Genomic DNA, 18,039 nt, shown 5'->3' on the forward strand with positions numbered 1-18,039 from the left:
ACTCCTTCTCGTATATCTTTTCTCATGAAATCCTCCTTGAAAGCATGAGAAAAGCATACTAAAAAATGTAGGAAAACCAACAATTTTAAATTGCCGTTTTCCTACATTTTAGTTTTGCCATTAACATGCTGAGAGTATTTATAACATATTCAGTTTTCATAGTTTTAAATTATTATCCTATCTACGCCCCTTCAGTAATCATCCTCCCACTTCTTCATCAACTTTTTATCATAATAAGAAATTGCAAATAGTTTCTTATATTTATTAAAGTATATATAGCCATAACGGTAGCGATACGTCTTAAAATCACTTTCCTCATCCCAGTCGGGCTGATCTTTCCGAGGCTCGCCCTCTAATTTTCGTATCGTCTTTGTGTCAAAATCTATCGTCATGTCCAGTTGATTGTAGTCAAATGCAACAGTATAAGGTCTTTCTTCTTTCATTTTTCTATTCTGTCAAACGATAACGTACTGAATGACTCTTATTCCCATAGTCAGACCCAAATGTTGTAGGATAATCCGTTGAAGGTTCTTTAACTGGGGGTTTCCCTATCTGTTTAAGCACTTCTTTATATGTGGAGCCATATTTGATTCCGTTATAGTTAAACGTTCCTTCTTTCATCTGTTCAATAATTTGTTTGTCTGTGATATCTGGTAATTTCAGCACTGTGATCTCTCCTTTATCTAGATGCTATGTTAATTATCATTTTACAGTAATTAGTGATATTAGTAGATATTTTTAATAGAAATGATGTTTGGTCTTGCTTTCAATTTAATATTTAGAGACATTTTCTAGTACAATAATCTTAAGGGAGGTCTACCATGAACTCAATTCAAGAACGCGCTACACAAATTTTAAAAGATACCTACGGCGAGGCAAGTGAATTCCGCGAGGGTCAGCTTGAAGCGATTACGGCGGTGGTGAATAAAGAGAAGACGCTGGTGATTCAGAAGACGGGCTGGGGTAAGTCGATTGTGTATTTCATTGCGACTAAGATTCTGCGCGAGCGTGGTGCGGGGCCGACGATTATTATCAGTCCGCTTCTTGCACTGATGCACAATCAGATTGAAGCGGCTGAAAAGCTCGGTCTTAATGTGGTGACGATTAACAGTAACAATCGTGATGACTGGGAGGCAATCTATGCATCGTTCCATACGGTTGATGCGATTATTGTCTCACCTGAAAAGCTGTCGAATACGGAGTTCATTGACAAGCTCTCGACCGTTTCTGATATTGAGATGGTGGTCGTCGATGAGGCGCATTCGATTTCTGACTGGGGTCACGATTTCAGGCCGGATTATCAGCGTATTGTCTACTTATTAAAGAGCTTCCCCGACCACATCGCGATTCTCGGCACGACGGCGACGGCCAATGACCGGGTGATTCAGGATATTAAGGATCAGTTAGGCGATTTGAATGTCTTCCGTGGTGACTTGATCCGTGATAATATTTCCATCCAGGTCAATCCATCACAGAGTAAGGTTGAGCGGCTGGCTTTTATTACGGATGCTTTGACGCGTCATCCTTTCTTGAGTGAGAATCAAGGGATTATTTATTGTTTAACAAAGAAGGAATGTGATTCTGTTACGGATTTTCTTATTCAGAACGGCATTTCAGCTGCAAGATATTATTCCGGGGTACAAAATGAGTTCAGCGAGGATATTTCCGAGGCAATGCTGAACGACTTCCATACAGGTGCGACGCGTGTGATTGTCTCGACGGTCAAGCTCGGCATGGGTTATGATAAGTCGGATATCGGCTTTGTCATTCATTTTCAACTGCCGCAGAACTTGATTGCCTACTACCAGCAGATTGGTCGTGCGGGACGGGATGGTTCGTCGGCACTTGCGATTTTGCTGCACGGTGATGAGGACGAGGAGATCATCAAGTCATTCATTGACAGTGCGAACAAGGATCCGGAACTGCTGCAGCAGATTCTAGAAATTATCGGCGACAGCAAGGATGGACTGAAACGTAACGAGATTCTGCAGCATTTTAATTTAAGTGTCACTAAGCTCAGTGCCGTGCTGAAGTATCTCTTTGTCCATAACTATATTTATATGGAGAAGAACAAGTATTATCTTAATCCGAAGCAGCCATTTGACGCGGCCCGAAATGCTCATGTACAGCAGCAGTTGAACATGACAAGGCTTGCTGAGCTGGATAATCTGAAACGATTTATCAGTTATGACGGCTGCTATATGAAGTTTATCGCTGATGAACTGGACGCACCGGATGTGAAAGAGCGCTGCGGAATCTGTGTGCACTGCAGAGGAAGACAATTTGTGACGCTGTCAGAGGATAATCCTTATCTCGAGCCGGCTAAAGACTATAAAAATAAGCTGCACGGTGTGATTGCCCCACGCAAACGCTGGTCGAATAACAAGAAGATTGACGACAATTTGCAGTTTCGAGAAGGCTGGACATATACTGTTGACCCTTACTCACCGATCGGCAGGCGGTTTATGCTAGAGCGTGAGCAAGGACATTTCTCAGACAAGACAGTCACAACCATCAGTCAGTTTTTGAAAGAGCATATTGAAGCGAATGATATTGATGTGATTGTCGGAGTACCGAGCATGCGAAGACCGGATCTTATCAGCGATCTTGCAAAAAAGATAGCAGATCAGCATGGCATCCAGTACGACGAAGAAGCCCTCTTGAAAACAGCTAAAGGTGTATCGCAGAGAGACATGCACAACTCGATGATGCAGGAACAGAACGTGCGGGATTATCTTAAAGTTAACCAGGCGGAATTTATCCAAGAGAAGAACGTTCTACTGATTGATGACCTCGTCGATTCACGATGGACGATGACCGTTGCTGCCAGTCTGCTGCTGGAACAAGGTGCAGCTCATGTTTATCCATTCGCATTGGTGAATACGGGAAGTAGTGACTAGAATTTATCTTTATAAAAGAAAATGGATCAGAAAATATGAGACTTTCACTGTTGAAAAATAACGTGAAAGTCTCATATTATCGTTTTATGGGACTTTCAACCGCAAATCCTCTTCTCAATGTCCCATATAATATAAAAACCATCACAGAATGTTCCAGTCAATATTATCGACATTGGTAAAACCTGAGCCATCTTTCTCTCTCATTCTCACCGTCTTTAAAGTACCCGATGTTTCTAAATACATTGTTTCCTGTATGCTATTCCAATAATCAAGACTAACGATGACAGCACTATCTTCTTTTTTTGTTCCATTAATAATTATGGGTTGATAGGTATTATTCACTTGTTTTAAAACTTCATAGAAATTTTCACGTACTTTATCAGGTGTCATAATATCCATCTCTTCACCTCGAATACATAATAACGTGCGTAAAGATATATATGAAAAACAGCATTCATTTAATCATTTTATAAACAAGCTTTTATTATCAGTTATTAATTTCCCGTCACTGTTCATTACTTCTTTGATATGGATTCACACCCCACCGGTTCGTGTGCGGTTCTGACGGGGTCACCAGCATAATGAAGTACCAGATATATATGCCAATGGTCACAAGAGCAACGAGGCCGAACAAGACCAGCAGGACAGTATCTGACATTGTCTCTGGTTCTGGTGTAGTACGAAACGTTGCGATGTTGATGATGAAAACGATAACCATAAAGATAAAGGGCTGAACGATAGGTATGAGAGTATACCATCCTGATTTGCCGATATCATGCATTCTTCTGACTGCGACTGATAAATCAGGCAGCAGCTTAGCCAGTGAGAACAATAATAAAAATCCATAAAACAGCGGTAAGATAAACATAATTGGCGGTAATTCACCTGGCTGAAGATCGGACGAAGAAGAAATCAGAGCTAAGTATAACAGTACTGTAGTCACAATGCCTATGAGTGCATTGATCAGCACAGGCACCCAGTATTCCTTCCGTCTTGCTCTCCCCTGAAAGTCTACACCATTCCGCCAGTAGCTCTTATATGCCTGCCAAATGCTCATCGTGTGATCGTTCATCATAGCCACCTCCTTTAATCCTACTTCTTATAAGTCCTGGATTTGAACAAGTAAATATTAAATCCAACTGCACCGAAAAATATTATTGCGAACAAGACATACAATCCCCAGTTCGGTCCGAAGTTATCAACTAAATATAATGCGATCATCAACGCTATCACAACATATAGAAATCTGCTCATTCCTTGGCATAGCTTCTTCTCGTCATATTGACTCTGCTTTTCTTTACTCATCGTACTGTAGCCGGATATCAGCATGGCACCTTTGCCCATAGAGAACATGATGGCAAGCGGTACAAGAAAAAGGAGTATGATGATTAGAACAATTAAAGGCACGTTGATCCCTCCGATGTTTAGTATATTCTCTTTAATTTTATCTTATTTTCCAGATTTGTGTATTTTAATTTTCAGAAAACTGCTATGATTTATTCAATCTACAATTACAGGAGGATTTTATCATGTTATTATTCGTCTCACCCATCGGTCTATTAATTAACCTATTAGTGCTTGCGCTCATCGTGTTTGCCATTCTTGCCTTACGCAAAAAGTTTCTATAGAAGAAGTTTAGTTTTCCATAAAAAACCACTTATCATAGCGATAAGTGGTTTTCATAATGCACCCTGACGGATTCGAACCGCCGACCCCTTGCTTGTCGAGCAAGTATTCTCCCGCTGAACTAAGAGTGCGAATATAATGAATGTGAATTTATTATAGCACTTCCTGAATCGTTCGCCAATACTCCTGGAAGAAAATCTTATGAGCATCTTTCATAATAAAAGAAATCACCGAAGTGATTTCTTCATCATTACTTGGAAAATGCTTTCTTAATTGCAGTGATCGTCGCTTTATCAGCGTATTTATAACCCATGAACGCACCGTCGTTTTCGTCATAGACTAAGATAGTCTGACCGTAAATATAGTTTTCTGTTTCTCCACTGATATAAGTGAAATCTGCTTTCTTCCAGTAGCGCAGCATGTCCTTGTATTTGAAGTTCAAGCTTGATCCGCTGTACTCAATGTAATTCAGTTTGTAGTTCGCTTTTGTGACACCGCGTTTTCCTGTGAAGTAGATTTCGTGTGTATCATAATCATCATCTGTCTCGATATCGTAAGTCAGCCCATAATCATAGTATTTATTGATGCTCGTATATGCATATGCTGGTTTGCCCCATTTAGCTTTAGCCGTTGTAACAGTATCGCCGAGTTTTACTCCATTGAAGGTCTTTGTCCCTTTTTTCATCGCAGTGATGGTCTTCTCAGATTTCAAGTTCGGAAGTCCCGGCGCTTTACTTGCCGCTTCAGCAGGCAGTGTCAGTGCCAGCAGCATCATCAGCATTACTATAATTGCAGTTAACTTTTTCATTGTCATTCCCCTTTACCGTTAATAACTCTAGTATAAAAGGAATTAATGTAAAATAAAATGTTTAATTGAAATATTTTGTAAATAAATAATTGCATCAAACGGACTTGTGGTTTGATGCAATTATCTAATTCTTAGTAGTTCCTACTGTCTCAAGAAACGTCGCAATTTGTCGAGGTGTCCTCAATATAATCACTTTTTTGCTCGACTCGACTGTCTCCAGCATCTTCATGATTCCTGGCCGTTTGTCACGCGGGAAATTCCAGATCCAGCTCAGGAACTCGCGGTCAATTTTCTCGACACAGCCTTCTGCCATATCCGGTCGAACTTGATTTCGATGCGTCAAGTAGCGCTTGATGGCCTGATAGACTGTGATACGCCGGTTAATGTCGAGAAAGATAATCGTGTCGGCGCGCGCTATCCGCACGTCAAATGTACTTGAATAGTTACCGTCGATGATCCATTTGTCGTCTTGCAGGAGCTGCTGCTGAATGACCCGCTGCTCTTCCTTAGTCGTTATGTTCCAGTTCGGTTTCCACATATGGGCGTCCAGATGAATGACTGGAATCTCTAAGCGGCGCCCCAGCGTTCTCGCGAGTGTGGATTTCCCTGACCCACCTGAACCGATAATCATGATTCGTTCCATCATATCCCTCCTCATCACATGTCGGAATATTATAACACAAAAAAACACAGGAGAATCTCCTGTGCTGAGAAATTTAGCGGTTCATCCGTCTGACGTAACGCCCATCTTTCGGGATTGCCATGATATCAAAGTTTTCTGCAAGATAATCAAGGTGATGCTCCAAATATTCACCGACGATTTCCTTGCCATGCCCAGTGACTGCAACACGTGGCTTCAGTGCTGCAAGTCGTCTCACTGATTCTCGTGCAGAGACCCAGTCTGGTGTGAAATATTTCGGCGGACCGTTTAACTCTTCTGTCTGCAGAAATACTTTACGCAGCGATTCCTGCTTTACATTGACGAACGCATCGCCTGCAATCAGAACGCGGTCAGCTGGTCTGAAGAATGACACATGACCTGGCGTATGACCAGGTGTATGAATCCACTGGAATCCCGGCATAAAAGGCACAGTGCCATCTTCAGGAAGTGCATAGACGTTGTCCTGCAGATTGATCGGCCGCTTCGGAAACATGAATGACATCCGGGCAGCAAGTCCACCGCCGACACTCGGATCCGGAGACTCATAGTATTCCTTGCCTGTCAGAAACGGAATCTCACGAGGATGTGCGATGACCGGTACTTGCCAGTCATGAACAAGTTCAATGATAGAGCCGACATGATCAAAGTGACCATGTGTCAATATGATGGCTTTCGGTCTCGCGCCTTTTCCGTAAATATCTTCTGCTGCCATCTTAATCTGCGTAGCACTGTTCGGAAGACCTCCGTCAACAAGTACAAATTCCTTCGATGACGGATGTCCTACAAAATAGACATTAGCAATTTGAGTCGTATGGCTGAACAAGTCAGGAAGCACTTGTTTCGTACGTCCGCTTGAAAGTGAAGTGACTGGAATAGATTTGTAATCTTTACCGTATTGCATAGGTTGTTTCATATAGCTTTCCCCCTTCTGAAATGTCGCTCTTTCATTATTCCCAATAAATTCAGAATTAATCACAGGCCGACACTCATTATTTACCAGGGTAATGAATGACTATATTCAGACGTGTCAATTGATTGCCGGGGTTATGATAGGTATGATGAACGTCTGCATGAAATGATATCGATTCTTCCGCTGCCAGATGAAACCGCTCCTCACCGATCATCAGTTCCAGTGCTCCGTCATAGACAGTGATATACTCTGTTGTCCCTGGTCTATGAGGTTTAGCAGCGAAGTATCCTCCTGCTTCAATTTCTATCATATCTATTTCAACCGGCTTTTTCTGGTCATACGAAAAATACGGATAAACACGATACTTCCCTTCGTCCATCTGCACTTCCTTGAGTTCTGTTTTCTTCCTGATAGTAATACCTTCTTCAGGCTCACGAATCAGTTCAGTGAATGGAATCTTCAGACCGTTTACAATCTTCCACAATGTCGTGATGGTAGGAATCGATTCCTGACGTTCAATCTGACCGAGCATCGTCTTACTCACTCCTGTTAGATGAGAGACATTACCGAGCGTCAACTGATGGGCATTACGGTAAGCTTTTAAGTTAATCGCCACTATTTCATGGATCTCTTTCATGACAAATCATCCTCCTTAAAAAACAGGCGATCTACTAAGATCGCCTGATCGCCTGTTTTATGTTATCTATCAATTATTCTACTGTTACTGATTTCGCTAAGTTACGCGGTTTGTCAACGTCACAGTCTCTATGAAGTGCTGCGTAGTACGCAATCAGCTGAGTCGTTACGACTGAAACAAGTGGCGCGAGCATTTCATGAACAGCTGGAATGACGTAAGTATCGCCTTCCTGCTCAAGACCGCTCATTGTAATGATACATGGATTCGCACCACGTGCGACAACTTCCTTCACGTTACCGCGGATTGATAAGTTCACTGCTTCCTGTGTTGCAAGTGCAATAACAGGCGTGCCTTCTTCAATCAACGCGATTGTACCATGTTTCAATTCACCGCCGGCAAAGCCCTCTGCCTGGATGTAAGAGATTTCTTTCAGTTTCAATGATCCTTCAACGCCTACATAATAGTCCATTGTACGGCCGATGAAGAATGCATTACGCGTTGTTGCAAGGAATTCACGTGCAATTTCTTCCATGCGTGGTGCGTCGTCGACAACAGTTGTGATCGCCGCTGTCACTTTTGCAAGTTCAGGCAGCAAGTCGATATCTGCTTCGTGGCCGGCATCTTTTGCGACAACTTGAGCTAAAATCGCAAGAACTGCAATCTGTGCTGTATAAGCTTTAGTTGATGCTACTGCAATCTCTGGACCCGCATGAAGAATCAATGTATGATCCGCTTCACGGGATAACGTAGAACCTGGCACGTTTGTGATTGTCAGTGCTGTATGACCCAGCTCTTTGACCGCGACAAGGACGGCACGGCTGTCTGCTGTTTCACCTGACTGAGAAATGAAGATGAACAATGGCTTCTCAGATAATAACGGCATATTGTAAACGAACTCACTTGCCACGTGAACTTCTGTCGGAACCTTCGCCCATTTCTCAAGGTATTCTTTACCGACAAGACCAGCATTGTAAGACGTTCCACATGCAACGATATAGATGCGGTCAACCTGACGTACAGCCTGGATGATGTCAGCATCTACTTTAAGCGCGCCATCAGCATCCTGATATTCCTGAATGATTTTACGCATTACGCCTGGTTGTTCGTGGATTTCTTTCAACATATAGTGTGCATAAGTGCCTTTCTCTATATCAGATGCATCGATTTCAGCTTTGTAAGGCGCACGTTCAATGACGTTACCTTCAACATCCTTAATTGTCACACTGTCTTTAGTGACAAGCACGATTTCACCATCAACAAGTTCAACGTATGTGTCTGTCACTTGCAGCATCGCCATAGCGTCTGATGCGATGACGTTGAATCCTTCGCCAAGACCGACAAGTAACGGTGATTTGTTTTTTGCTACATAAATCACGTCAGGATTTTCTTTATCGAGTAAACCTAATGCATAAGACCCGTGCAATAATTTCAGAACTGCGACGAATGCTTCTTCAGTAGCCATGCCTTCTTTCGCGAAATGTTCTACTAACTGCACGATGATCTCAGTGTCTGTATCTGATTTGAATGTCACATCTGATAAATACTCTTTTTTAAGCTGCTCGTAGTTCTCGATCACACCGTTATGCACTAATGTGAAACGCTCAGATTCTGATTGATGCGGGTGAGAGTTCACATGATTCGGTACACCATGCGTCGCCCAGCGTGTATGACCGATACCAGTAGAAGTTTCGAATGATGAATCAACGACTTTGCGCAGTTCAGCGATCCGACCTTTTTCTTTGTAGACACGTACATCTTCACCGTTACGGACAGCGATACCCGCTGAATCATAACCACGGTACTCTAATTTCTCAAGACCTTTTAATAAAATTTCCTTTGCATCTTCTGTTCCAATATATCCAACGATACCACACATAATGATTTCCTCCGATTGCTGGCTTATGCCATATTTTATAAATGTGTATTTCAGTATGTCAGTTTAGAGTATTTGCTTGCGCTGACGTCTTTGTGCCACCAGTCACCTGGCAGATTTAACGATCAGCTATCGAATAAGCATGTCCGGAATGGCATCCGCCGAAAGTTCGATAACCATTCTCCTCGTCAACAGTATCCACTGTTCTGGCGCTGTATCCCTTATTACTCCTTTAATCCTCCTGTTCTGCTAAACTTTATTAATTGTACTATTTTTTCATAATTCAAACAAGGGTGGAGATTTCCGGACTTTTTCTCTTCATTAATGACTCAGTCCCAAAAATCATCCGTCATGTGCTCTAGCCGCTGCAGCGCTTCTTCGACACCATAACTGATGCCTTCCTTGGCAAAGTCACGCTCGTGTTTTGTAATTTCCCGTGCTGCGAACAAAAAGGTATAGAAGCGTCTCAGCGATGTGCCGAACTGTCTGACTTCCTTACTTCCCACCCATAGCGCCTTCCGAACGAGGAAGTCATCCAGGAAATCATACGGGTCACGCATATCAGTCACTGGCGTTCTGATGCCGTAATTCAGCAGATAGACGTCGACGAAAAAGGCGATATTTTCTACGTGTTCGGAAGCTGTCTGCTCCGTCATTTTATCGTGATTGATCAAATAATGGCGGAATGACTCGAGCAGCTTCTGATTATTGTCTTGAACCTCTGCAGCAATCGTCTCATAGCCCTCAAACCAGCCTCCGTTCGCTGCGTAGTCATCCCAGTGAGAGAACGGCTGCCACGTGCGCGTCACTTTGTATCGTGTCATCTTCTGGTGTTCGAGTGGCACGACAGGTCTCAATTTAATATGCGCTTTGAACGCTTGCTTCAGGGCTGACTTGCCCGTACGATATTCCGGCTTCAGAAACGGATAGTCGCTGAGCTTGTCCATCAATGGCTGAGGAAATCGCTCCGTTAAATCAATGTGCTGGTAGGACAGCAGCTTGACATACTGATTAACCGCACTGATAACCGAACGATTATAAGCTGTATTCACTTCCAGCGTCCTGGCATTGGTTAAATACCGTTCAATATTATCCGGGTCATGCAGCACTGCATTGAACTGCTGTCTAATCCCCTGTTCAATCAGCACATCCAATTGTTTTCTATCCTGCGCCTTAACGTCCGTAATAATCACCGGCGTATAAGTCAGGTCATTGACGAGAACAAGCACTTTCTTACGGTCGACGTTGATATAAGTCGCATGCCATGAATACAGCGGATTAGCAGCAGCGGCACTTTCCGCCTCTAGTCTACTTGTGCTCGGCGTTAACTGATTGAACAGTGGCAAGGTCTTCTTAGTAGGATTGATGATCATCGAATTCCTCGTTTCTGGGGTGGATTTGCAGGTTGGTCATCGGGAAGATGGACATCATTGACATCAATCAACAATAGCCGCCACCTTTGCTTTGTCCGACCATCTGACAATTTCTATATCTTCACTGCGAGCAGCCATTAAAACTTTATCTGATAGCTTATTATCCTCGTCATTGGCAATTATCTTATAAACGGGCTTGATTCCTTCCAGATGATAACGTTCATTGACGACATCCTTGTATTTAAAGGCATCCGTAGTAAAGACATTGAAATTCAGGTCGTTCACGAAATCAATCAGGATCTCTGGCTTATGCTTACGAGGATTGATCACAAAGTTAATTTTATAATTGATGCCAGTCGTTCCGGTCAGACTTTGATTATATGAACCATATATTTCTTTTTCCTCAAAATAAGACAACACTTCGTCGACAAACAAATTAGAAACATTACTCTTAGTAGTCATAGTCAAATCATAAATTTTCAAAATGCCTTGCATTAAATCATGCTTGCTCTGTGCAAAGTGTCTTGCATCTGTATCAATATATATTTCATTATCAGCCATGCTTAAATTAAATTGTTTGAGTGTATGTGAAATAATTCTTTGTCGCGTCTCATTCTTAAAATCAATCAACTACATCTCAAGTTCATTTAATGTCTGCCCGTCGTCAGATAAACGAAATTGATTATTTTCAAGAGGTTCTACGTATATGCGAATATAGTCATTGATATGATTACGGAATGGCGTCTCAATCTCCACCACTTCATTAAGATAATTAATAGACGATTTGTTCTTCAAAAACAAAAAATAATCATTCATCAGCTGATCGATATTTTTCATATACGCTGCTCCTTTTTATAGTATGTCATCAAAGATGAAGGAAGCCAAAGATTTCTTTCATAATATCATAAAACTTTAACAGCAGTTCCTTTAACTATATTACCAGCTTTATCTTCAAAGTAGACTGTAAGGACTGCGGTAAGTTATACAATCAAGTTAGCCATCTAAGATGGAAGATACATTATTTATAAAAAAATACGCCATACTGATAAAAAAACTTACACTGTGAAAGTGTAAGCTTCCCTATAACGTCCATGGCATAGGATTTTGATTACGATTGAGTTGTTTGACATTACTCTTTGGGAGGTTTTCGCGTTTAACGACTTTCGGTGTCATGCCTGAATTGATTCTTTTGTATAACTTTGAATCCATTTGATTCGTTCTAAAACTTTTATAGATCCGGTTTGTCACTTCACCACATTCAGGGCAGGCGTCTTCTTGCAAATTACTGTTCATTGATTTCCATATGTCATATTCTCCGCAACGTTGGCAAACAAATGTATATTTAGGCATTATTCATCAAGCTTCGGAATAATATTATTTAAGAAGATTTCTTTAGGTAAAGAAACCGTACAACATGCATTTGGAACATCAACAATACCCGCAACATTACCTTGAACGGGTGCTGATCCGAGTAGCATATAAGCCTGCTCACCTGTGTAACCGCATGATTTCAAGAATTCAATCGCATTGAGACATGCATTTCTGTATGCCGTATTGGCATCTAAATACGTTTGGTCACCAGAAAATTCATTGACTGAGATCCCTTCAAATACTAAGTACTCATTATAATGCGGCATCACTGGCCCGGGTTGGAAGGCCGGATTTCTCTTAATCTTGTACTTGTCCATGCCACCTTTAATGACATTCACTTTAAGCTTAATCCAGCCGGGCATTTCAATACCGCCACAGAAAGTAATCTCACCGTCACCTTGAGAGAAATGTAAATCCCCAACAGATAGCTTAGCACCATCAACAAATACAGGGAAGTAAATTCTGGAACCTTTCGATAAGTTCTTAATATCACAGTTACCACCGTTCTCACGTGGTGGTACAGTACGTGCACCTTCTTTAGCCACACGATCAAAATCTGCGCCTTTCAACGTACCCAGTACACAAGAATCAGGATCTGGTAAATTCGCTAATGCCGGGACTCGATTCGGATTCGTATCAACTAATGCCTTCTCACGTCTATTCCACTCATCCAGCATTTCCTGACTCGGTGCAACACCAATTAAGCCAGGGTGAATAATACCTGCAAATTTAACATTCGGGACATGACGACTCGTCGCATAAATACCTTCAAAATCCCAAATTGACTTCGCTGCATTTGGATAATGATCCACTAAGAAACTACCGCCATTTTCCTTAGCAAAAATACCATTAAAACCCCACTCATGCGCACTGAAAGTACCAATATCTAAAATATCAACCACTAACAAATCACCAGGTTCAACACCATTAACATAAACCGGACCACTCAGAACATGAACACGATTTAAATTAACGTTCTTAATATCTGTTGGATCATCATTATTGCTGATCTGACCATCCGTCCAGTCTAAACATTCCATTTTGAAACTTTCCCCAGGTTCAACAGAAAAAGCAGCCGGAATATCAGGATGCCATCTATTATGTCCTGGATATTTCTGTTCGTGCATCTTTTTAGTTAAATCGATTTCGAAGATTTTTTTCGCCATTTGAGTCCCTCCTATTAAACTAATATTACACTTTTAGTATAGTAATATTTTCTGAAAATTACAATTTTTATGGAGTTAAAAAATAAAAAAAGACAAGAAATCAATCTTGTCTCAAAGTCTCCAATAATCTATTTTCACTTTGACATGCTACTATAACTGACAAAGACGCATAATATCAATCTTCTGGTAAAACTGATGCTGAAGACTAAGAAATCGTCATAATTAATTCACATCAACTTGGTAATAATCATCTTTATTATTGACTATTATTTTATCGACCTAACTTTAAACTTCAATCTATTATAATCATATTCATTTTCAGTTACAGCATACAATATTCTATATAATGCATCCAATCCCGCTTCAGCATTATAGTGATAACCGAGTTTCAGTTTCTTATTTTTTTCAGGTATATATATTGTTGCACACTTAGGATATTTAGTATCATCCTTTTCTATTATCTCCGCTTCTTTAGCAACGCTTTCCGGCACGTTATTCTCTATTAAAAATTGAGGATTTGATAAACGTTCTAAATAGATTTCTTGATTGTTTATATCTCTTAATAAATCACTTATTACTACGCTGAAAGCATACTTCGGTTCCATATTTTCCTTAAGACTTCCATCAATCTGTTTTAAAGAAATCGATTTTCTCTGAATCTTATATTTATATCTCTCTTTATAGAAATCTTGAAGACTAATTTCTTCTTCATCACCAAACGTTCTTACATTCTCTATTGTATCAGTCTTCTCTCCAGAACTTGTCGTTTCACTATAACCAAGAATATTAATGAAATCAGTCAAATGATCAGTAGACAGTTCCTCATTTTCACTTATTCCTAACTTCCCTGACTCGTCATTAAAATAGAGTGAATTAAGAAGGTCGTGTGTTAGCTGTAAAAACCTTTCGTATTTTTTAAGATTATACTCAATCTCTTCATCATATACAGTACCGTAATTAAAATGTTCTAATTCTTCATGTAACTGATTATCGAAAGATATATCTTCTTCCGTTGTTTGAGTTATGAGTTCTAATATTTTCTCTTCATCATGTTTATACTTAATAAGTAAAATATATAGAGGCTGACTAGATAATTGCATACAAATAACAGAAAGCATTAGAGCTTGATATTTTTTATCGTTCATTAACGTTTGATCTAATGCCATCACTCGCATATTTAATGAGTAATAATTTATAAGTCTTTTAATCGCTCTAGGATTGCTACCAACTGAAAACTTAATTATTTCTAACAAAGGTTTGATATAGTTATCCGTATTATCTTTAAATAAATCTATTTTTTCTTTAAGCAATGATTCATATTTATAAACTTCAACTGGAATTTTAAAAGGTACTTGAATCATTTTTTCCATAAAACTTTTAGTTTTCTCATTCGAAGTATTTTTTATATGTTTAACACCTTGTTCTATCACTTTGTTATCAACCGCTAAAACAAATACGCAACCTTCTACATCAACAAATAGTTTAATCACTTCTAATAATTTAACTGCAATTTCTGGTGATAAACGATCTAAGTCATCGATAAAGATGACTATTCTCCCGTCTTTACCTAATCTAGAAAGTCTATTATTAACAACTTCTTGCATAGTTTTCCTCAACACACTTATCATTTGTGCAATGTCTAAAGTTGTTAACTCATTTCCATCTTCTTGAGTTTCTGCATCTTTACCTATTGGAAATGTATATCCTAGTGGACCTAAAGTGATAGTTCCACCACTCACTGCTTTCGATAGTCCATTTAAAATTTTATTAATTCTTCCTCTTTCTTTTTCATTTTCTTGTACTCCAATTTCATTTATAAGATACTTCAGAAAGGAAATGCCTATATGATGCTCTAAATTAAATTGTGAATATTGCCACGTATTAAATTTAAATGTAATTATCTTATCTCGGTTGTTTTCTCTAAGATAATTATCTATAAAGTTTATAAATGATGTCTTCCCTGTTCCCCAACCACCTTGTAATGCGATAGTGATAGGTGTCTCACAATACTCAATAAATTCGCCCAATGCTTCAACATATGGTATGATTTCAAATTTATCATGCTTACTTTCACTTATTGGAGTATCATTTGTTCCCAAACCATATTCTCTTCTTGTTTTCATCAAACTCTCCCCTTTTTACAAACTTAATTCACAGTATTTCTCTTTTAAGCCTTACAAATAAATTTAGAATAAATTTTGCTTTCACACCACTTTGACCTTTTAAATTTGCTTTTCTCTTCTTATCACACTTAATCTCCTAATAAGTAAAATTGTCAATATAATTTATTGTTTACATAAACATTATACTTCTAAGTTATTAAAATAGTATAATTACTTTGTAAATATTTTATTATGAGGGTTTATATGGAAAAAAATGAGATGGAGATAATACGACTTATTAAGTCCATTAACCACAATAAAGATTTCTAATATCGTTTCCATCAAACAATTGTGACCCATAATTTCACAAATGTGCAGGATGATCTTGCTCATTATCTGAAAGTCCATATTCTGTTAAGTCATATTGAAAGTAATTTGTCTAAAGCCAAGCTGATAGAAAAAAATTATACGGTATCTCTGCAAATAGATGTGTCACACCACTCATATCTAGAGATACAATAAACTCATTACAGAAAGGTGGGCGCGTCATGGATATTCAAGAACGTGCAGTTCAGATTTTAAAAGAGACTTATGGTGAGTCGAGTCAGTTCCGCGAGGGTCAGCTTGAGGCGATTACGGCGGTTGTGAATAAGGAGAAGTCGCTGGTCATTCAGAAGACGGGGTGGGGTAAGTCGATTGTCTATTTTATTGCGACGAAGATTCTGCGCGAGCGCGGTGCCGGGCCGACGATTATCATCAGCCCGCTTCTCGCTCTGATGCATAACCAGATAGAGGCTGCATCTAAACTCGGGCTTGATATTGTGACCATCAACAGTCAGAATCGTGAGGACTGGGATGCGATTTATAAGCGGCTCAATGACGTTGATGCGATCATTGTCTCGCCTGAGAAGTTATCGAGTCCTGAGTTTATTGAGCGGCTGTCTGCTGTGTCTGATATACAGATGGTTGTGGTAGATGAGGCGCATTCGATTTCTGACTGGGGGCATGACTTCCGTCCGGATTATCAGCGTATCGTCTATCTGCTGCAGTCTTTTCCCGACCATATCGCCATCCTCGGTACAACGGCGACGGCTAATGACCGGGTGATTGAGGATATCAAGAATCAGCTGGGCGATCTGAATGTTTTTCGCGGTGATTTGATTCGGGATAATATCTCTATTCAGGTCAATCCGTCTCAGAGCAAAGTTGAACGCCTCGCGTTTATCACGGATGCTTTGACTCGCCATCCGTTTTTAAGTCAGAAGCAAGGGATTATCTACTGTCTGACGAAAAAGGAATGTGAGTCTGTTGCTCAGTTTCTAGTTCAGCACGGTATTTCTGCACCGGCCTATTATTCAGGTGTACAAGGAGAGTCTGGCGAAGATATTTCCGAGGAAATTCTAAGTGCTTTTCATAGCGGTGAGACACGTGTGATTGTCTCCACTGTAAAGCTCGGTATGGGTTATGACAAATCGGATATCGGTTTCGTCATTCATTTCCAGCTGCCGCAGAACCTGATTGCCTACTATCAGCAGATTGGCCGTGCCGGGCGCGATGGTTCTCCTAGTCTCGCAGTGCTCCTGCATGGTGATGAAGACGAGGAAATCATCAAGTCATTTATTGAAGGTGCGAATAAAGATCCAGAGCTGTTGTCACAGATTCTGGATCTCTTGCATAACAATGACCAGGGGCTAAAGCGCAACGAGATTCTGCAGCATTTCAATCTGAATGTTACAAAGCTGTCGTCTGTCTTAAAATACCTCTATGTCCATAACTATATTTATATGGATAAGACCACCTATCATCTCAACCGCAACCAGCACTTCGATGCTGTGCGAAATGCTGAGGTCCAGCAGCAGCTGAATGAGACACGTCTAGCTGAGCTCGCAAGATTAAAGGACTTCATTGAATACGACGGCTGCTATATGAAGTTTATTGCAGACGAGCTGGATGCACCGGATGCCAAGGAGACTTGCGGTATCTGCGTCCATTGCCGAGGTCGCCAGTTTATTGTCATGAAAGATGATAATCCGTATCTGGAAGCTGCCCGCGACTACAAGAACCAGCTGCACGGTGTCATCAAGCCACGAAAAAGATGGTCGAATAATAAGAAGATTGAATTTATATCTATCCGCCAACATATATATTGTAGGTCCATCGTGCAATTAATAGGGCATCCGTTATATAATTGTAAAAAATCCCTCCTACTTCTTATAAACTTTTGTTCTGAACATGTAACTATTGAATCCAATCGTACTTACAAAGATAACTGCAAACAGAACATAGGGTCCCCACTCTGGTCCGAAGTTGGTGACTAAATAGAGTGCAATAATTGCTGCACTGACAACAAACAAAAACTTGCCCATACCCTGGCATAATTTCTTCTCGTCATACTGGCTCTGCTGGTCTTTACTCATCGTATTGTAGCCGGCGATCAGCATCGCACCTTTCCCCATTGAAAACATAACAGCAAGCGGTATAAGGATGAATAATATGATAATCAGTACAACAAGCGGCATGTAGTTCCCTCCGTTTTTTAATCTATTCTTTTCAATTTTATCTTATTTTCCGTATTTGTGTATTTAATTTCCATAAACCGATTTTCAAAAGCA

The 18,039-nt window shown here is 40.3% G+C and carries 18 protein-coding genes, 1 tRNA gene and 1 pseudogene; 2 read left to right on the plus strand and 18 right to left on the minus strand.

The window, feature by feature from the left end; genetic code table 11:
• Positions 1–191: 191 nt before the first annotated feature.
• The gene (locus ERX29_RS09750; protein WP_133444493.1) at positions 192–443 is read right to left on the minus strand and encodes a hypothetical protein; all 252 of its coding nucleotides are present in this window, start codon (positions 441–443) and stop codon (positions 192–194) included.
• A 4-nt stretch (positions 444–447) separates the two neighbouring features.
• On the minus strand, positions 448–666 hold the full coding sequence (locus ERX29_RS09755) for a hypothetical protein (RefSeq protein WP_133444494.1): 219 nt from the start codon (positions 664–666) through the stop codon (positions 448–450).
• A 155-nt stretch (positions 667–821) separates the two neighbouring features.
• Here ERX29_RS09755 and ERX29_RS09760 point away from each other — a divergent pair, with 155 nt between their 5' ends.
• The gene (locus tag ERX29_RS09760; protein WP_133444495.1) at positions 822–2,900 is read left to right on the plus strand and encodes a RecQ family ATP-dependent DNA helicase; all 2,079 of its coding nucleotides are present in this window, start codon (positions 822–824) and stop codon (positions 2,898–2,900) included.
• Positions 2,901–3,041: 141 nt separating this feature from the next.
• On the opposite strand, the gene ERX29_RS09765 is transcribed toward ERX29_RS09760, so the two are convergent.
• The 15 genes and pseudogenes from ERX29_RS09765 to ERX29_RS09835 form a co-directional block, all read right to left on the minus strand.
• Positions 3,042–3,299 (minus strand): type II toxin-antitoxin system Phd/YefM family antitoxin, encoded by a 258-nt coding sequence (locus ERX29_RS09765; protein ID WP_133444496.1) that lies wholly within the window; start codon positions 3,297–3,299, stop codon positions 3,042–3,044.
• A 106-nt stretch (positions 3,300–3,405) separates the two neighbouring features.
• Positions 3,406–3,975 (minus strand): DUF805 domain-containing protein, encoded by a 570-nt coding sequence (locus ERX29_RS09770; RefSeq protein ID WP_133444497.1) that lies wholly within the window; start codon positions 3,973–3,975, stop codon positions 3,406–3,408.
• A gap of 17 nt (positions 3,976–3,992) precedes the next feature.
• Positions 3,993–4,307: a DUF3784 domain-containing protein gene (locus ERX29_RS09775; RefSeq protein ID WP_133444498.1), complete on the minus strand. Its 315-nt coding sequence runs from the start codon at positions 4,305–4,307 to the stop codon at positions 3,993–3,995.
• Between the two features lie 278 nt (positions 4,308–4,585).
• A tRNA-Val gene (locus ERX29_RS09780) sits at positions 4,586–4,657 on the minus strand.
• A gap of 119 nt (positions 4,658–4,776) precedes the next feature.
• Complete coding sequence (locus tag ERX29_RS09785; RefSeq protein ID WP_133444499.1) at positions 4,777–5,334, minus strand: hypothetical protein; 558 nt, start codon at positions 5,332–5,334, stop codon at positions 4,777–4,779.
• Positions 5,335–5,458: 124 nt separating this feature from the next.
• Complete coding sequence (locus ERX29_RS09790) at positions 5,459–5,977, minus strand: DNA topology modulation protein (RefSeq protein WP_133444500.1); 519 nt, start codon at positions 5,975–5,977, stop codon at positions 5,459–5,461.
• 73 nt (positions 5,978–6,050) lie between these two features.
• Positions 6,051–6,908: an MBL fold metallo-hydrolase gene (locus tag ERX29_RS09795; protein WP_133444501.1), complete on the minus strand. Its 858-nt coding sequence runs from the start codon at positions 6,906–6,908 to the stop codon at positions 6,051–6,053.
• 76 nt (positions 6,909–6,984) lie between these two features.
• The gene (locus ERX29_RS09800; protein ID WP_133444502.1) at positions 6,985–7,542 is read right to left on the minus strand and encodes a helix-turn-helix domain-containing protein; all 558 of its coding nucleotides are present in this window, start codon (positions 7,540–7,542) and stop codon (positions 6,985–6,987) included.
• 73 nt (positions 7,543–7,615) lie between these two features.
• Positions 7,616–9,418: a glutamine--fructose-6-phosphate transaminase (isomerizing) gene (gene glmS, locus ERX29_RS09805; protein ID WP_133444503.1), complete on the minus strand. Its 1,803-nt coding sequence runs from the start codon at positions 9,416–9,418 to the stop codon at positions 7,616–7,618.
• Positions 9,419–9,744: 326 nt separating this feature from the next.
• Positions 9,745–10,788, minus strand: a complete 1,044-nt coding sequence (locus ERX29_RS09810) for a DUF6933 domain-containing protein (RefSeq protein ID WP_133444504.1) — start codon at positions 10,786–10,788, stop codon at positions 9,745–9,747.
• A 63-nt stretch (positions 10,789–10,851) separates the two neighbouring features.
• Complete coding sequence (locus ERX29_RS09815; protein WP_341777608.1) at positions 10,852–11,283, minus strand: DUF1829 domain-containing protein; 432 nt, start codon at positions 11,281–11,283, stop codon at positions 10,852–10,854.
• Positions 11,275–11,625 (minus strand): annotated as a pseudogene (locus tag ERX29_RS09820) (DUF1828 domain-containing protein); the annotation flags it as partial. The gene ERX29_RS09815 and the pseudogene ERX29_RS09820, both read right to left, overlap by 9 nt.
• 243 nt (positions 11,626–11,868) lie before the next feature.
• The gene (locus ERX29_RS09825) at positions 11,869–12,138 is read right to left on the minus strand and encodes an FmdB family zinc ribbon protein (RefSeq protein WP_133444507.1); all 270 of its coding nucleotides are present in this window, start codon (positions 12,136–12,138) and stop codon (positions 11,869–11,871) included.
• The gene (fmdA, locus tag ERX29_RS09830; RefSeq protein WP_133444508.1) at positions 12,138–13,325 is read right to left on the minus strand and encodes a formamidase; all 1,188 of its coding nucleotides are present in this window, start codon (positions 13,323–13,325) and stop codon (positions 12,138–12,140) included. Before fmdA ends, ERX29_RS09825 begins: the two co-directional genes overlap by 1 nt.
• A gap of 266 nt (positions 13,326–13,591) precedes the next feature.
• Entirely contained in the window at positions 13,592–15,448 is a 1,857-nt protein-coding gene (locus tag ERX29_RS09835) for a KAP family P-loop NTPase fold protein (RefSeq protein ID WP_133444509.1), read from the minus strand.
• Between the two features lie 527 nt (positions 15,449–15,975).
• Between ERX29_RS09835 and ERX29_RS09840 the strand changes: the two genes are divergently transcribed.
• Positions 15,976–17,745 (plus strand): RecQ family ATP-dependent DNA helicase, encoded by a 1,770-nt coding sequence (locus ERX29_RS09840; RefSeq protein ID WP_133444510.1) that lies wholly within the window; start codon positions 15,976–15,978, stop codon positions 17,743–17,745.
• Here the strand turns inward: ERX29_RS09840 and ERX29_RS09845 are convergent.
• Complete coding sequence (locus ERX29_RS09845) at positions 17,632–17,946, minus strand: DUF3784 domain-containing protein (RefSeq protein WP_133444511.1); 315 nt, start codon at positions 17,944–17,946, stop codon at positions 17,632–17,634. The genes ERX29_RS09840 and ERX29_RS09845 overlap by 114 nt on opposite strands.
• Between the last annotated feature and the right edge of the window lie 93 nt (positions 17,947–18,039).

It is taken from the genome of Macrococcus lamae (genome assembly GCF_004359545.1).
GTDB classification, from domain to species: domain Bacteria; phylum Bacillota; class Bacilli; order Staphylococcales; family Staphylococcaceae; genus Macrococcus; species Macrococcus lamae.

Coding starts and splice junctions, on each gene's coding strand:
- ERX29_RS09795 (WP_133444501.1), bottom strand. CDS start 6,908: ATGAAACAACCTATGCAATACGGTAAAGATTACAAATCTATTCCAGTC.
- ERX29_RS09840 (WP_133444510.1), top strand. CDS start 15,976: ATGGATATTCAAGAACGTGCAGTTCAGATTTTAAAAGAGACTTATGGT.
- ERX29_RS09750 (WP_133444493.1), bottom strand. CDS start 443: ATGAAAGAAGAAAGACCTTATACTGTTGCATTTGACTACAATCAACTG.
- ERX29_RS09800 (WP_133444502.1), bottom strand. CDS start 7,542: ATGAAAGAGATCCATGAAATAGTGGCGATTAACTTAAAAGCTTACCGT.
- ERX29_RS09815 (WP_341777608.1), bottom strand. CDS start 11,283: ATGCAAGGCATTTTGAAAATTTATGATTTGACTATGACTACTAAGAGT.
- glmS (WP_133444503.1), bottom strand. CDS start 9,418: ATGTGTGGTATCGTTGGATATATTGGAACAGAAGATGCAAAGGAAATT.
- ERX29_RS09845 (WP_133444511.1), bottom strand. CDS start 17,946: ATGCCGCTTGTTGTACTGATTATCATATTATTCATCCTTATACCGCTT.
- ERX29_RS09760 (WP_133444495.1), top strand. CDS start 822: ATGAACTCAATTCAAGAACGCGCTACACAAATTTTAAAAGATACCTAC.
- ERX29_RS09825 (WP_133444507.1), bottom strand. CDS start 12,138: ATGCCTAAATATACATTTGTTTGCCAACGTTGCGGAGAATATGACATA.
- ERX29_RS09790 (WP_133444500.1), bottom strand. CDS start 5,977: ATGGAACGAATCATGATTATCGGTTCAGGTGGGTCAGGGAAATCCACA.
- ERX29_RS09835 (WP_133444509.1), bottom strand. CDS start 15,448: ATGAAAACAAGAAGAGAATATGGTTTGGGAACAAATGATACTCCAATA.
- fmdA (WP_133444508.1), bottom strand. CDS start 13,325: ATGGCGAAAAAAATCTTCGAAATCGATTTAACTAAAAAGATGCACGAA.
- ERX29_RS09765 (WP_133444496.1), bottom strand. CDS start 3,299: ATGGATATTATGACACCTGATAAAGTACGTGAAAATTTCTATGAAGTT.
- ERX29_RS09810 (WP_133444504.1), bottom strand. CDS start 10,788: ATGATCATCAATCCTACTAAGAAGACCTTGCCACTGTTCAATCAGTTA.
- ERX29_RS09770 (WP_133444497.1), bottom strand. CDS start 3,975: ATGATGAACGATCACACGATGAGCATTTGGCAGGCATATAAGAGCTAC.
- ERX29_RS09785 (WP_133444499.1), bottom strand. CDS start 5,334: ATGAAAAAGTTAACTGCAATTATAGTAATGCTGATGATGCTGCTGGCA.